Raw genomic sequence first — 14,794 nt, 5'->3', positions numbered from 1 at the left:
ATGACGAGCCGGTACCCGCCGCCGGTATCATCACCGGCATCGGCCGGGTCTCGGGCAGGCTCTGCATGCTGGTGGTGAACGACGCCACCGTGAAGGGTGGTACCTACTACCCGCTCACCGTGAAAAAACACCTGCGTGCCCAGACCATCGCTGAGCGGCTGCGTCTCCCCTGCCTCTATCTGGTGGATTCCGGCGGCGCCTTTCTGCCGATGCAGGATGAGGTGTTCCCCGACCGGGATCACTTTGGTCGCATCTTCTACAACCAGGCCCGCATGTCGGCCCAGAATATCCCGCAGCTGGCGGTGGTGATGGGGCTCTGCACCGCAGGCGGCGCCTACGTGCCCGCCATGGCGGATGAATCCATCATGGTCAGGGAGCAGGCCACCATCTTTCTGGCGGGTCCGCCGCTGGTCAAGGCCGCCACCGGCGAGGAGATCAGCGCCGAGGCCCTGGGTGGCGCCGAAGTACACTGCGCCCACTCCGGCGTTGCTGATCATATGGCCCGTGACGATGCCCATGCGCTGGCCATCGCCCGCACGCTGGTTACTCATCTGGGTAACGAGCCGATAGAGAGCAGCCCCGGCTACGAGCCCCCCTGCTACCCGATCGAGGAGCTCTACGGTCTGGTGGGCACCAGTCTCAAACGCCCTTACGACGCCCGCGAACTGATTGCCCGACTGGTGGATGGCTCTGACTTTGACGAGTTCAAGGCGCTGTTCGGCACCACACTGGTGACCGGCTTTGCCCGTATTTGCGGCATGGAAGTGGGTATCCTCGCCAACAACGGCGTGCTGCACAGCGACAGTGCCCAGAAGGGGGCCCACTTTATCCAACTCTGTAACCGGCGCGCCATCCCGCTGCTCTTTTTGCAGAACATCACCGGCTTTATGGTGGGGAGCAGCGCAGAAAAGGAGGGGATCGCCAAGCACGGCGCCAAGCTGGTCACAGCAGTGGCCTGCAGCCGGGTGCCCAAGATCACCCTGATCGTCGGCGGCAGCTTTGGCGCTGGCAACTACGGCATGTGCGGCCGCGCTTATGAGCCCGATTTTCTCTTTAGCTGGCCCAACAGCCGCATCTCCGTCATGGGGGGCGAACAAGCTGCCGGAGTGCTGGTGCAGGTGCGTCGCGACAAGCTGACTGCCGAGGGCAAAGATTTGAGCGAGCAGGAAGCGGCCGCCATCCGTGCCCCGGTGATCGAACAGTATGAGCGCCAGGGTCACCCCTACTACGCCAGCGCCCGCCTCTGGGATGATGGCGTCATTGACCCGGCCCAGAGCCGCACCGTGCTGGCGCTGGCGCTCGCCGCCTGTCTGGGTGCCCACATTGAACCCGAGCAGTACGGCATCTTTCGGATGTAAGGAGCAAAACGATGTCAGATCCACTTACTTCCTCAGCACTTGGCTCTTCAACACAGGGCCCGTTTCGGCGGGAGCGGCACGGCCCGCTGGCCGAGCTGGTGCTGTCGCGCCCGGCCCGCCACAACGCCTTTGATGCCGACCTGATGCTGGGGCTGCTCGACTGCCTCGATGATCTGGCCCATCTCCATGGTCATGATCTCGCCGAACGCCCTCACGCCCTGCTGCTACGTGCCGAAGGCAAACACTTTTGCGCGGGCGCCGACCTCAACTGGATGCGTAATCTGGCCCACGCCGATTTCGAGCACAATCGCGAAGACGCCCGGGTACTGGCGCGGCTGATGCAGACCCTCGATGAGCTTCCCTTCCCTACGGTGGCGCTGGTGCAAGGGGCCGCCTATGGCGGGGCACTAGGTCTCATATGCGCCTGCGATATAGTGCTGGCCAGCGATGATGCCCGCTTCTGCCTCTCAGAGGTGAGCCTGGGGCTAGTGCCTGCGGTGATCAGCCCCTACGTGGTACGCGCCATGGGCATGCGTCAGGCGCGCCGCTACATGCTCAGTGCCGAGCCGTTCGATGCCATTACCGCCTGTCGGCTCAATGTGGCACATCAACTCTGCAAGCCGGATCAACTGCTGGCGGAGGGACGGGCACAAGCCCTTCGTATGTGCCGCAACGGGCCGGAAGCGATGAAAGAGACCAAACGACTGCTGGCGGCCATAGAGGCCCATCCTTCCCGCCTGCACGAAGAGAAAACTGTCGAGACCATTGCCCGGGTTCGGGTGGGACTCGAAGCCCAGGAGGGGATGCAGGCCTTCTTTGACAAACGCCCTCCCGCCTGGCGTCCCCGTTTCAAGGATGAGACATGACCCATCACACTCAAATTAAGCGCCTGCTGATTGCCAATCGCGGCGAAATCGCCGTGCGCATCATCAAGACGGCGAAACGCCTCGGCATTCACACCATCGCGATCTACTCCGATGCCGACGCCCACGCCATGCATACCCGTCTGGCCGATGAGGCCTGGCATCTGGGGCCCGCACCGGCCAGAGAGAGCTATCTCGACACCGGCAAGGTGCTGAAGATTGCCAAAGAGGCGCGCGCCGATGCCATCCATCCCGGTTACGGCTTTCTGTCGGAAAACAGCGATTTTGCCGCCGCCTGCGAACAGCGCGGCCTGCGCTTTGTCGGCCCAAGCGGCGCCGCCATTCTCGCCATGGGCGACAAATCGGGTGCCAAGGCGCTGATGCAGGCTGCCGGCGTACCTGTGCTGCCCGGCTATCACGGCACGGATCAGCGGCAGGACTTCTTGCGCGATCAGGCGAGCCAGATTGGCTTCCCGCTACTTATCAAGGCAGCCAGTGGCGGCGGTGGCAAGGGGATGCGCCGGGTCGATCAGCTGGCTGACTTTGACGAGTCGCTGGCGGCAGTCAAACGGGAAGCCCAGGCTGCCTTTGGTGACGATCTGGTGCTGCTGGAGCGCTATCTGCCCCAAGCTCGACATGTGGAAGTACAGGTCTTTGCCGATAGCCTCGGCAACGCCATCTATCTGGGGGACAGGGACTGCTCCTTGCAGCGACGCCATCAGAAAGTGATCGAAGAGGCGCCCGCCCCCGACATCCCTCCGGCTCTGCGCCGCGCCATGGGGGATGCAGCCGTGGCCGCAGCCAAAGCCATCCATTATCAGGGGGCTGGCACCATCGAATTTCTGCTCTGCAAGGATGAGTTCTTCTTTATGGAGATGAACACCCGGCTGCAGGTAGAGCATCCGGTCACCGAGGCGGTGACCGGGCAGGATCTGGTGGCCTGGCAACTGGCCGTGGCAGAAGGCAAGCCGCTGCCACTCACCCAAGAGGAAGTGGTGCTGCGCGGCCATGCGGTGGAGGCGCGCCTCTACGCCGAGGATGTAGCAGCCGGTTTTCTGCCTGCCAGCGGGCCCATCCACTGGCTCCACTGGCCCGTTGGCGTGCGCATCGACACCGGCGTCACCGCTGGCGATGAGGTGAGCCCCTATTACGATCCCATGATCGCCAAGCTGATCGCCCACGGCCAGAGCCGCACCGAGGCGTTCGCCAAACTGGCCGATGCGCTGGCGGCACTGGATCTCGGCCCGCTGGTGCACAACGGCGTGCTCTTGCTGCGCCTGTGTGAAGAGCCTGATGTCCTGGCCATGGGCCACCATACCCAGTGGCCCATCCCTACCACAGCGCAGCCCATTCCTGAGCTTGCCTGGCCGCTGGCCGCCCTCTGGCTGGCGAGCCGCCCTGCGGGCACCTCCCCCTGGCAGCAAGCCTGCGGATTTCGGCTGGGGCCGGATCGCTACTGGACAGCGGCGGTGCGCATCGGTGATGAGCACCGGGTATTGACCCTTCACGATCATGGCGGCCAGTTTGAGTGGCAAGGGGAGACCCATTGCTACCAGAGAGGTGACGATTATATCCGGCTGCAGCAGGGTGGCTGCTGGCAACAGATCCCCATTCAGACGGTCGCAGGCTCGGAGGCAACCTTCATCATGACCCTGGCGGGGCAGCGCATCCGTTTCGCGGCCGATGATCGGCAGCACAGCCACCATCATGATCAGACAAACGAGAAGGTGCAGGGCGCCATCGCCCCCATGCACGGCATAGTGGTAGCCGTGCTGATCGAGCAGGGGCAAACAGTCAGCAAGGGGCAACCCCTGCTGGTGCTGGAGGCGATGAAGATGGAACACCAGTTGCGTGCAGAGCGGGACGGGGTAATTGAAGCCCTGCAGTGCAAACAGGGCGAGCAGGTAAGCCAGGGAACCGTGCTGGTGCGCTTTGCCGAAGAGATTGCCACACAGGAGGATCACCCATGAACCGATCACAGGACGTCCGTGACGACAGGGTCAGTCTGGTGGAGATGGGGCCGCGAGATGGCCTGCAAAATGAAGCTGCGCCCCTCTCCCTGGTACAGCGGCTGGAGCTGATCCAGCGCCTTACCGACAGCGGCCTGCAACGCATCGAGGTGGGTGCCTTTGTCTCTGCCAAAAAAGTGCCGCAGATGGCGGACTCCGCTGCGCTGTTCGAGGCACTGCCGCGCAAGGGCTCAACCCGTTACGGCGCTCTGGTGCCCAATCTGCAAGGCTTGCAGGCAGCCATTGCCGCCCGCGCCGATGAGATTGGCCTCTTCACCGCCTGCTCCGACGGTTTTACCCGCGCCAATATCGGCATCAGCGTGGAGGAGTCGCTGGTGCGCTTCGCCCCGCTGGTGCAGGAGGCACGCCGCCTCGGCATCAAGGTGCGCGGCTACCTCTCCACCGTCATCGCCTGCCCGTTCGATGGCCCGACCCGCCCGAAACGGGTCGCTGCCATGGCCGAGCAACTGCTGGATCTCGGTTGCCACGAAATTTCGCTGGGGGACACCATAGGCGTCGGCACTCCGGGCACCGTGGCCCCCATGCTGGATGCGGTACTGCACGAGATCCCGGCGGGTCGACTCGCGGTCCATTTTCACGACACCTACGGCCAGGGGTTGGCCAACCTGCTACCCGCGCTGGAGCGCGGCATTCGCACCATCGACTGCTCGGTGGCGGGGCTTGGCGGCTGCCCCTATGCGCCGGGCGCCTCCGGCAATGTGGCGTCAGAAGAGGTGGTCTACCTGCTACACGGCCTTGGCATGACGACCGGGGTGGATCTCGACAAACTGGCGGCCACCGGCCAGTGGGTGAGCGAGCAGCTCGCTCGCCCCAACGGCTCGCGGGTCGGTCAGGCCTTGCACGCCAATGCCGAACGGCTGCGTGCCCGCCTCTGTCAGCAACACGCCCAGCAACAGGAGTCATGACCATGTCCCGTTCCCTGCCCGGCAAGGAGATCACCTACAGCATCTCGGAGCTGGCCCACGAATTCGATGTCACGCCGCGCACCATCCGCTACTACGAGGATGAGGGGCTGCTCACCCCGCTGCGGGAGGGGCAAACCCGCATCTACAGCCACCGGGACAAGATCCGGCTCAAATTGACCCTGCGCGGCAAACGGCTGGGGTTTAGCCTGGCCGAGATCCGCGAGCTGTTCGATATGTACGACACCGACAAATCGAGCAAAACCCAGCTCCACTCCATGATCCAGCTGATCGATGAAAAGCGCGACGCACTGCGCCAACAACTGGAGGATATCCAGATGGTGATGGCCGAGCTGGAAGCCGCCGAACAGCGCTGTGTTAATTCCCTTAACAGCTTGAAAACTGGCGCAGATTAACCGAATCTGGGAGCAAGCTATTGCCCTGGGGATCCCATGAGATATTGGTGCTGGTTTTTGCTCTTGTTCAGCCTCTCTGGCTGGAGCCATCCCTTCATCAAGGTTGGCGGATACCCCTATGCCCCCTTTGTGGTCAAGATCTCCGATTCCCACTATGAAGGGCTGACGCTGGACCTCATCGCCAAGCTAAACGAGATCCAGCAAGAGGTAAGATTCGTGTTTGTTCCCACCTCGGCCGCCAACCGTTACAAGGCGCTCGATCTGGGCCGTTTCTCGCTGATGCTGTTTGAAGACACCAAGTGGGGCTGGGACACCGATAAATTCAAAATGACAGCCCCCTTCCTCGGTGGTGGCGAGGTCTATGTGGCCCTGAACAAAACGGGTCGGGATCAGCGCTTTTTCGATGACCCCTCTCGGCATCATCTTATCGGGGTGACCGGCTACCACTACGGCGTTGGCCAGTTCAATGCCGATCCCGTCTACCTGCAGCGCAAGCTCAATATCACCCTGGTCAAGGACAACGTCAGTGCCTTGCAAGCGCTACTCAAAGGGCGTGGTGAGGTAGCCATTCTCAACGTTTCCTACCTTAACCAATATCTGCTTTCCCACCCCGACACCGCCGACCAGCTGCTGATCTCGCAAAAATGGGATCAACAGTATCAACACCGAGCCATCCTTCACCCTGAGGCTCCCATTACCCCTGCCCAGCTGGAACAGTGGCTGGCAGCGCTGCAAAAAAAGGGTGAACTGGATCGCCTTTGGACAAAGTACGGCGTACAACAGCACGCAACCCCATGATTACTATCCAGCTTTTCTGTACCATGGCGGGAACCAAATGGGAGTGCACCAAATGAACACCACCGAGCCCGCGTCCCCCAAGCTCCGCTTGCTGCGCTACCTTGCCTACGCTTTTCTGCTGCTTCTTATCCTGATCAGCCTGCTGCTGTGGCAAACACCCCGTCTGCTCCAGCGCTATCTGCCCGGCTGGCTGGCCGAGCACTACGGCCTGCAACTGACGCTGGGGGAGATTGACGTAGGGCTGCGCAAACCTTCTCTCACCCTCGGCGCGACTGCCCTGCTCGATGCCAAACAGCAGGCTATCATCGGTTTTGAGCAGCTCTTTATCACCCCCGACCTGCAAGCCAGCTGGCAGCAGAAAGGGGTCGTGCTTTCCGCCGTCACCCTGACCAAACCCGTGGTGCTGCTGCAACGGCTGGCAGACAAAAAAGGAGATGTTCGACTCAACCTGACCGATGCGCTTGCCACCCTGCTCGCCCCTGCGCCCTCCCCCGAGCCCGAAACAGCCAGCGCCCCGCTGCTGGTCGATATTGCAAGTGTCAATGTCACTGACGGGAATGTGCGCTATCAGGATCAACGCAAGGAGAGCGAACCCGGCTGGTTGCCGCCTCTCAATCTGGAGAAAGTGACCCTCAAGCTCGATAACCTGCGCACCGAGGAAAATCACCCGACCGCCTATCAGCTGAACGCCGCCATCAACGGCAAAAGCAGCCTCGCAGCCCACGGCAAACTCGATGTGATGAGCGGCATGGGTCAGGGTAAAGCGAGCCTCAAACAGGTCGACCTGAAACCCTTCGCCCCGCTCTGGGCCCCCTACCTCAAGCTGGATCTGGCCAAGGGCCACGCCAATGCAGAGGTGGAGTACCAGCTTAAAGAGGGCAAGCAAGGGGTGCTGTGGCAATTGTCCAAAGGCAAGCTGACGCTGGACAACTGGCAGCTTAAAAAACACCAGGGCGACGAATTTGCCCGCTTCGGCCAGTTGGCCCTTAGCGAGCTGGCAGTCGATGGCCAGAAACAGTCGCTCCAGATCGGCAAGGTGACCCTGCAACAGCCCCTGCTCAGGGCCACCCTCAACCCACAGCAGGAGCTGGATCTGGCTGACTTGCTGATTGAACAGGCCCCCGCCAAGCCCGTCAAAGAAGCCAACACCGCAAACGAGGTGGCCAGCAATGCGGCGCCAAAATCGGCACAACAAGCAAAGACAGCCGATAACGGCAAGAAACAGGTGCCAGACAAACCCTGGCAGTGGCAGATCAAGCAGATCCTTATCGACAAGGGCGATCTCACCCTCACCGAATCGAGCAGCGGCAAACCGCAGGCACACCAGCTCTCCGGCCTCAAGCTGGCGCTGGGGCCACTGGGCAGCAAGGGGGAGCAACCGAGCAAACTGACTCTGGCCACCCAGTTCAACCAGAGCAGCCCCCTCGCCTTTGATGGCCAACTGACCCTGACTCCTTTCACCTTAAGCGGCGACATCAACCAGCAGGGGCTACCCCTCACGCTGGCACAGCCCTATCTGGCCGATCTGGTACGCATCAAGGTGCAAAACGGGCTGCTGAGCAGCAAGACCAGACTTGATCTCGCCACCACCGCCCAGGGAGATCTGAGCAAGCTGACCCTGCAAGGGGGGCTCGATATCAACGGGCTCAAAGTAGTCGATCGGGCAGACAATCAGCGGCTGCTGGAGTTCAACACCCTGGCTCTCACCGGTCTGACGTACGACGGCATCAGCCAGCAGATGCGGATCAAGGACATTGCTCTGAACAAGCCCTTCGCCCGCATCGAGATCAACGAAGATGGCACCACCAACCTGCAACAGCTGCTGTTGCCGCAACCAGCGGCAGCAAAAAGTACTGAAGCAAAGGCAGGCAGCAAGGCTCCCGACTTTCGTTTCACCATCGACCAGCTGCGCACCGAGCAGGGCAACCTGCGCTTTGCCGATCGCAGCCTGAGCCAAGATTTTGTGGCCGATATCGCCTCGCTGGGCGGCCAAAGTCGCCATATCAGCAATATTCCGGGGCAACGCTCCGATCTCGCCTTCAACGGCAAGGTGGATCGCTATGCGCCAGTGACCATTCGCGGCGGTACCAACCTGCTGGTGGCCAACCCGATCCTCGACATCGCGGTCGCTTTCCACAATCTGGAGCTCACCACCTTCACCCCCTATTCGGGCACCTATGCCGGTTATGCCATCGACAAGGGGCAGCTCTCCATGAAGCTGCACTACAAGCTGGAGGGCAATCGGCTGGAGGGGGATAACGACATCACTATCAAGAAGCTGCAACTGGGTGAGAAGATCAAGAGCGATCAGGCCAAGGATCTGCCGCTGGGGCTAGCCATCGCCCTGCTAAGCGATGCCAACGGGGTGATACAGATGAACCTCAAGGTGAAGGGCGATCTCGATCAACCGGACTTCAGCATCGGCAATATCTTCTGGGATGTGCTGGGCAACACCCTGAGCAAGGCGATCACCTCCCCCTTCTCCCTGCTCGCCTCGCTGGCCGATGGCACCGAAGATCTCGACGAACTTCCCTTCCTGCCGGGGGATCCCGATCTCACCCCCACCCAGCAGGAGAAACTGGTCAAGCTGGCGCAGGCCCTTAAGGATAGACCCAAGCTCAGCATGAACATTCGCGGCAAGGTCAACTTCAACGAGGAGCGCCCCATCCTGCAACGGCAAAAGCTGGAGCGGGTACTGGCCAAGCTCACCGGCAATCAGGCGGATCTCGACCTGCTGGAACAGGACTCAGCCCTGCAAGAGGCGCTGGCCCAGGCCTATGAAGAGCGCTTTGGCGAAGATCTGGATGATCTGGCGGACCGCCTCCATCTGGATGAAGAGAGCGCGGCACTGCGGGCCCAGGCGGTGATCCTGCTGCGGGATCAGCAGCTCATCACCGCCAAATCCCTGCGCAATCTCGCCATGCGCCGGGCGCAAAATACCAAGGAGTTTCTGGTCGACAGCCAGGGGATCGCCCCGGAGCGGCTGTTCGTGCTCGACAGCCAGGTCAAGGAAGAGGACAAGGAAGCCAAAGTGATCCTGACACTGGATCAGTGACGCCGCCGCACTTCGTAAAAAGCGTAATAAAAATACAACCCCTCAACTATTTTGACACCTTTTGCTCACCAAACAGCCTGCCTTGGTGAGCATTTGGCCTCTGATGCAAATAATCACGTAGTTTTTTTACGATTTATCCCCCTTGCCCCCTTGCGGGCACGCCGCAGCCTGCCTAAAATCGCGCGTCTTTTGTTAACCCCCCACTCTATTTTTGGAGAACGCCACGTGAGCGAAAAATTGGCCAACCCTGCCCCTCTGGGTCTGATGGGTTTCGGTATGACCACCATCCTGCTGAACATCCATAACGCAGGTTTCTTCCCCATCAGCGCCATGATCCTGGCCATGGGCCTGTGCTACGGCGGCATCGCCCAGATCATCGCTGGCATCATGGAGTACAAGCGTGGCAACACCTTCGGTGTGACCGCGTTCACCTCCTACGGCCTGTTCTGGCTGAGCCTGGTGTTCCTGCTGATCATGCCGACCATGGGTCTGGCCGAAGCCACTCCGCACGCCTACATGGGTTGGTATCTGCTGATGTGGGGCATGTTCACCCTGTTCATGCTGGTTGGCACCATCAACTACCCGCGCGCCAAGCAGTTCGTGTTCGCCTCCCTGACCGTGCTGTTCTTCCTGCTGGCCGCCCGTGACTTCACCGGCAGCACCCTGATCGGTACCATCGCCGGTTTCGAAGGCATCATCTGTGGCGCCAGCGCCATCTACCTGGCCATGGCCACCGTGATCAACGAGCAGTTCGGCCGCACCGTAATGCCGATCGGCGATCACAAGAAAGCCGCCGCAGTACAGCTGAAAGCCGCTGCCTGATAGGCAAGCCACTCAGATTGTGAAAAAGGCACCCTCGGGTGCCTTTTTGCTATCTCGAATAACCGTTCAACAGATCGGTTATCAGCTCAGTGACTTGGCGTCCACCTCCCCCGCCAGCAAGCGGGTCGCGGGAAAACGCTGCGCGGGATCCTGGCTAAAGAACTGGCTCAGTTGCCGGTATACAGCGGGATAAACCTGCTGCAGCCGCAGCGGATCGGTAAAGAAACACTCGCAGCTGACGGCAAAAAATTCGGCGGGATGTTCAGCAGCATAGGGATCGATATCGGTCACTTCGTCCCGGTCGAGCTGCTGGCACAGCGCATCGAAGGCGGTCTGAAAGGCCTGTTGCCACTGCTGGCTGCTCATCGGCCCAGGCAACGGCGGCGCGCCGTCCACCTCACCGCCCAACATATCGAGCTTGTGGGCCAACTCGTGGATCACCAGATTAAAGCCGTCCCAGTCACCATCCTGCTGCAGTTCGCTCCAGGCCAGCACCAGCGGCCCTTGCGGCCAGGATTCGCCGGCGTTCTCCTCTTCAAACTCGCTCACCAGGCCGAACTCATCCTGTACCTCCTGACGCCGAGTGACGGGCTCGGGAATGATGATGATTTCGTGAAAGCCGCGATACCAGTCAAGGCCGAGATGAAGAATGGGCAACGCCGCCTGCAGCGCCAGCACCGCCTGTTGGCGGGAGCTGAGATCTACCCCGATCAGGGTCAGGGTCTTGCGCTTGAGCAGCTGTTGCCCCAACCCGATAAGCGTCGTCTGCTCGGTGTCGCTGAGCCCTTGCAAGATGGGCACAGCCGCCAGCGCCTGACGCCACAGCGCCAACTCATCCTCACTCATGGGCGTTTGCGGGCGACCACCCAGCCATTTGAACCATCCCAGCACGCCTACTCCTTCTTTTGATGCAAACAACAGGTCACAGCAGTTTGACGAACCGTTTCGGCCGCTCCAGATAATCCTGCGCCAGATAAAAACGGTGGGCTGCCTCGCGCTTGAGACTGCTGGAGAGCTCCAGCTGGGCGCAACCTGCGGCCCGCGCCATCGCTTCGGCGCCCTTGAGCAGGGCTGCGCCCACTCCCGCCCCTCTTGCCCCTTCATCGACAACCAGCGCCGAGATCAGGCCCCAAGCTGGTGCAACATGCAGCGGTGCCAGCTTGTGCCACACCAGCACGCCGACCACCTTGTCGCCCTGAGAGGCGAGCAGCACAACGCTCGCGGGATCCGGCGCCAACAGGCGTGCCGTCACGTCAGCGCCTTCGGCAGGATACCCCAATTGGGTGAACAGGTGGGCGATAGCGCTCCCGTCGTCGGCCTCAGGGGGACGGATCGTCAAAGTGTCAGGGTCATTTTTCATTGTTGGCCTCATGTTTGCTTTCCATTGTGTTACGCCCGTCACATTGTCTGGCGCAGATCAACAAGGAGGATCTCATCTTTACTCATAGAAAACGCTGCCTGCCATTATCCCCCCACCCTTGTCAATTCACAAATTTGCAACAAGGCAACATTTTTCGCTGGGAAGCACCGATACAACTCGATATGTTACAAGCCATGCATGGCGCGTGTTTGCGCTCTGCTTAACCCCTCAACCTAGCGCTCATTTGTTAACTGGATTGTTAACAAACAGGGCCGAAAACAGTGACAGAGAGCGAGGCCAAGATCTCGCCAAGACAGCGCCACAAACACAACAAAGGAGTTGTTGTACATGAATGAAATCGTCAATGCCATCAATGGTGTAATCTGGAGCCCTGCGCTCATCTACCTGTGTCTGGGGGTCGGTCTTTACTTCTCCCTGCGTACCCGTTTTTTGCAACTGCGTCATATCAAAGAGATGGTGCGCCTGATGTTTGATGGCAAGAGCACCGATGCCGGTGTCTCCTCCTTCCAGGCGCTGGCCATGACCCTGGCCGGTCGCGTGGGTACCGGTAACATCGCCGGTGTGGCCACCGCCATCACCTTCGGTGGTCCGGGCGCCCTGTTCTGGATGTGGATGGTCGCCTTTCTCGGCGCCAGCTCCGCTTTCGTGGAATCCACCCTGGGTCAGGTTTACAAAGAGAAGATCAACGGTGAATACCGCGGCGGCCCGGCCTTCTATATCGAGAAAGGACTTGGCATGAAGTGGTACGCCTGGACCTTCGCCATCGCTACCGTCTTCGCCTGCGGCGTGCTGCTGCCGGGCGTGCAGGCCAACTCCATCGGCTCCAGCCTGCAGACCGCCTTTAATATTGATCCGAACGTCACCGCCGCCGGTCTGGCGCTGCTGCTCGGCTTTATTATCTTCGGCGGCGTCAAGCGTATCGCCAGCTTCGCCAGTACCGTGGTGCCCTTTATGGCGCTGGGCTACATCATCGTGGCTTGCGTCATCATCGCCCTCAATATCGGCCAACTGCCGGGCGTGATCCTGCTGATCTGGAAGAGCGCCTTCGGTCTGGATGCCGGTTTCGGTGCCATTTTGGGTCTGGCCATCATGTGGGGGGTAAAACGCGGGGTCTACTCCAACGAAGCGGGTCAGGGTACCGGGCCGCACGCCTCCTCTGCTGCGGCAGTGAGTCACCCGGCCAAGCAGGGTTTGGTGCAGGCGTTCTCCGTCTATATCGACACCCTGTTCGTCTGCTCCGCCACCGGCTTTATGCTGCTGATCACCGGTCTCTATAACGTACAAGGGCCGGACGGCGCCGCCATCTACACAGGTATTGCCGGTATCGCAGCAGGCCCGGGCTATGTGCAGACCGCCATGGAGAGCATGATGCCGGGCTTTGGCAGCATTTTCGTGGCCATCGCGCTGTTCTTCTTCGCGTTCACCACTATCGTTGCCTACTACTACATCGCCGAAACCAACATCGCCTACATCAACCGCAAGATAAATCGCCCTTGGCTCACCTTCTTGCTGAAGATTGCGCTGATGGCTGCCACTGTCTACGGCACCGTCAAGACTGCAGATCTGGCTTGGGGCATGGGTGATATCGGAGTTGGCCTGATGGCATGGCTCAACATCATCGCCATTCTGCTGCTGCAAAAGACCGCCTTCACCTGTCTGAAGGATTATGAAGCGCAGCAGGCACAAGGTATTGACCCCGTATTCCACCCGGAGAAGCTCGGCATCAAGAACGCCGATTACTGGGTGGGCAAGCGCTCCGAAGAAAACCTGGAACTGGAGAAATCTGGCCATCAGTTCGAGCCGGATCAGGATCGCAAGACCTCCTGAACCAGAACGACATAAGACATCAATAAAAATGGCAGCCTCGGCTGCCATTTTTTATTTATTTAATTTCAATAATTTACATTAAAACCAAGGAGCTAAGCGCCGCACAAGGGGGCGCTTGGGGACGTGAAAAGACACCAAAATTGGCAAAATGTGGACACTTTTTTCAGCCCATTCTCGAGGAAGATCAAGCTGGTTTAAGATGGTTTTCCAACGGGTTAAAGCGGACAGCGTCATTGAGATAATCCGGTGCAAAGTGGGCGTATGTCATCTTCTGATGAAATATCAAGTGGCCGCCCTCAAACGGTGGAACGCCCCCGTTTATGGATTTCGCGTGTGCGAGGCTCACCACGACGGTACCCCGCACTGGCACCTGCTGCTATTTATGCGCCCGGAAGATCGCAACCGGGTGATCGGCATCCTGCAACGCTATGCCCTGACCGATGACCACGAAGAGCTGGTGCGGGATATCAAAGACGCCCCACCCTTTACCGACTTTACTCCTCGCTTTGACTGGAAAGAGATAGACCCGGCCAAGGGGGATGCAGCCGGCTATCTCGCCAAATACATTGCCAAGAACATCGACGGCGCCTACCTGGACGATGACGAAGAGGCTGGCACCGCTGCCGATGAAGGTGCCCTGCATGCCGTGGCCTGGGCCAGTTGGTGGGGCATTCGCACCTTCCAGCAGATCGGCGGCGCCCCGGTCGGGGTATGGCGCGAGCTGCGCCGCATCAGCAACGCCAAGAAGAATGCCGATCTGGTGGGCCCACCCAAGCCAGTGCTGCAAGACCCGCGCTTTGAGGCGGCTCGCTTTGCCGCAGATAACGGCATCTTTCGCTGTTACCTGCACGCCATGGGCGGTGCACTGGCGACCCGTGCCGAACACCCGATCAAGCTGGCCCACCTCATTGAGGAGCAAGCCAACAGCTACGGCGAAGACATCAAACGCCTGATGGGCATTACCTCCGCTCGCCTTGGCATCAAGACACGCCAGCAAGGGTGGGAAATTATGCCTGCCGGCACCCATGAAGCCAGGAAAGCCGCCGAGGCTGCAGCGAGGGGGGTTGGGGTTAAGACGGGCGACAGCCCGGCACCCTGGAGCTCTGACAATAACTGTACGCGGCCAGATCCCGATGCCTTCACAGAGCAGATCATGAGGGAACAATGGGGGTTATCGCCCTTCTCCATCGACCGGTTACGGTCAGGTGCCAGCGTAAGGGCGGATGGTTTCAGCCTCTGGCTGGAGAATGGCCAGTTGCAGTCGAGTCGAGCGTTGCCGAGCGAGCCGGATTGGCAACTGGAGGGGTAATCCCCCCATTTTTTGGAGCACTCAAAAGTAGAG

Annotated in this window: 11 protein-coding genes and 1 pseudogene; 10 read left to right on the top strand and 2 right to left on the bottom strand. The window is 60.3% G+C overall.

Annotated features, from left to right (window positions below; all coding sequences use genetic code 11):
• The 8 genes from L972_RS06745 to L972_RS06710 form a co-directional block, all read left to right on the top strand.
• Positions 1-1,358, top strand: a 1,358-nt coding sequence (locus L972_RS06745) for a carboxyl transferase domain-containing protein (protein WP_047436900.1), incomplete at its 5' end; no start/stop codon positions are given.
• An 11-nt stretch (positions 1,359-1,369) separates the two neighbouring features.
• On the top strand, positions 1,370-2,224 hold the full coding sequence (locus L972_RS06740; RefSeq protein WP_047436897.1) for an enoyl-CoA hydratase-related protein: 855 nt from the start codon (positions 1,370-1,372) through the stop codon (positions 2,222-2,224).
• On the top strand, positions 2,221-4,191 hold the full coding sequence (locus tag L972_RS06735; RefSeq protein WP_047436894.1) for an acetyl/propionyl/methylcrotonyl-CoA carboxylase subunit alpha: 1,971 nt from the start codon (positions 2,221-2,223) through the stop codon (positions 4,189-4,191). Before L972_RS06740 ends, L972_RS06735 begins: the two co-directional genes overlap by 4 nt.
• Entirely contained in the window at positions 4,188-5,156 is a 969-nt protein-coding gene (locus L972_RS06730; protein WP_047436892.1) for a hydroxymethylglutaryl-CoA lyase, read from the top strand. The genes L972_RS06735 and L972_RS06730 overlap by 4 nt, the downstream gene beginning before the upstream one ends.
• Before the next feature lie 2 nt (positions 5,157-5,158).
• Positions 5,159-5,569, top strand: coding sequence for a MerR family transcriptional regulator (locus L972_RS06725; RefSeq protein ID WP_047436889.1), 411 nt, complete (start codon positions 5,159-5,161; stop codon positions 5,567-5,569).
• A gap of 36 nt (positions 5,570-5,605) precedes the next feature.
• Positions 5,606-6,367 carry a substrate-binding periplasmic protein gene (locus L972_RS06720; RefSeq protein ID WP_047436885.1) on the top strand — a complete coding sequence of 254 codons (762 nt, stop codon included), beginning with the start codon at positions 5,606-5,608 and terminating at the stop codon, positions 6,365-6,367.
• A gap of 52 nt (positions 6,368-6,419) precedes the next feature.
• Positions 6,420-9,422, top strand: a complete 3,003-nt coding sequence (locus tag L972_RS06715; protein WP_047436882.1) for a DUF748 domain-containing protein — start codon at positions 6,420-6,422, stop codon at positions 9,420-9,422.
• Between the two features lie 225 nt (positions 9,423-9,647).
• The gene (locus L972_RS06710; RefSeq protein ID WP_005336948.1) at positions 9,648-10,244 is read left to right on the top strand and encodes an acetate uptake transporter; all 597 of its coding nucleotides are present in this window, start codon (positions 9,648-9,650) and stop codon (positions 10,242-10,244) included.
• Between the two features lie 81 nt (positions 10,245-10,325).
• Here the strand turns inward: L972_RS06710 and L972_RS06705 are convergent, their stop codons facing one another.
• Positions 10,326-11,090, bottom strand: coding sequence for a zinc-dependent peptidase (locus L972_RS06705; protein ID WP_052200033.1), 765 nt, complete (start codon positions 11,088-11,090; stop codon positions 10,326-10,328).
• A 76-nt stretch (positions 11,091-11,166) separates the two neighbouring features.
• The gene (locus L972_RS06700) at positions 11,167-11,604 is read right to left on the bottom strand and encodes a GNAT family N-acetyltransferase (RefSeq protein WP_047436876.1); all 438 of its coding nucleotides are present in this window, start codon (positions 11,602-11,604) and stop codon (positions 11,167-11,169) included.
• Positions 11,605-11,952: 348 nt separating this feature from the next.
• Between L972_RS06700 and L972_RS06695 the strand changes: the two genes are divergently transcribed.
• Complete coding sequence (locus L972_RS06695; protein WP_005336959.1) at positions 11,953-13,452, top strand: alanine/glycine:cation symporter family protein; 1,500 nt, start codon at positions 11,953-11,955, stop codon at positions 13,450-13,452.
• Between the two features lie 289 nt (positions 13,453-13,741).
• Positions 13,742-14,758: pseudogene (locus L972_RS06690) on the top strand (replication endonuclease); the annotation flags it as partial.
• Positions 14,759-14,794 lie beyond the last annotated feature (36 nt).

The sequence above is a fragment of the Aeromonas sp. ZOR0001 genome (assembly GCF_000801015.1).
GTDB lineage: Bacteria > Pseudomonadota > Gammaproteobacteria > Enterobacterales > Aeromonadaceae > Aeromonas > Aeromonas veronii.
Note: the sequence above shows the minus strand (reverse complement) of the source record. Positions and strands in the feature narration are given on the sequence as shown.

Coding starts and splice junctions, on each gene's coding strand:
- L972_RS06705 (WP_052200033.1), bottom strand. CDS start 11,090: ATGAGTGAGGATGAGTTGGCGCTGTGGCGTCAGGCGCTGGCGGCTGTG.
- L972_RS06700 (WP_047436876.1), bottom strand. CDS start 11,604: ATGAAAAATGACCCTGACACTTTGACGATCCGTCCCCCTGAGGCCGAC.
- L972_RS06735 (WP_047436894.1), top strand. CDS start 2,221: ATGACCCATCACACTCAAATTAAGCGCCTGCTGATTGCCAATCGCGGC.
- L972_RS06725 (WP_047436889.1), top strand. CDS start 5,159: ATGTCCCGTTCCCTGCCCGGCAAGGAGATCACCTACAGCATCTCGGAG.
- L972_RS06730 (WP_047436892.1), top strand. CDS start 4,188: ATGAACCGATCACAGGACGTCCGTGACGACAGGGTCAGTCTGGTGGAG.
- L972_RS06715 (WP_047436882.1), top strand. CDS start 6,420: ATGAACACCACCGAGCCCGCGTCCCCCAAGCTCCGCTTGCTGCGCTAC.
- L972_RS06720 (WP_047436885.1), top strand. CDS start 5,606: ATGAGATATTGGTGCTGGTTTTTGCTCTTGTTCAGCCTCTCTGGCTGG.
- L972_RS06695 (WP_005336959.1), top strand. CDS start 11,953: ATGAATGAAATCGTCAATGCCATCAATGGTGTAATCTGGAGCCCTGCG.
- L972_RS06740 (WP_047436897.1), top strand. CDS start 1,370: ATGTCAGATCCACTTACTTCCTCAGCACTTGGCTCTTCAACACAGGGC.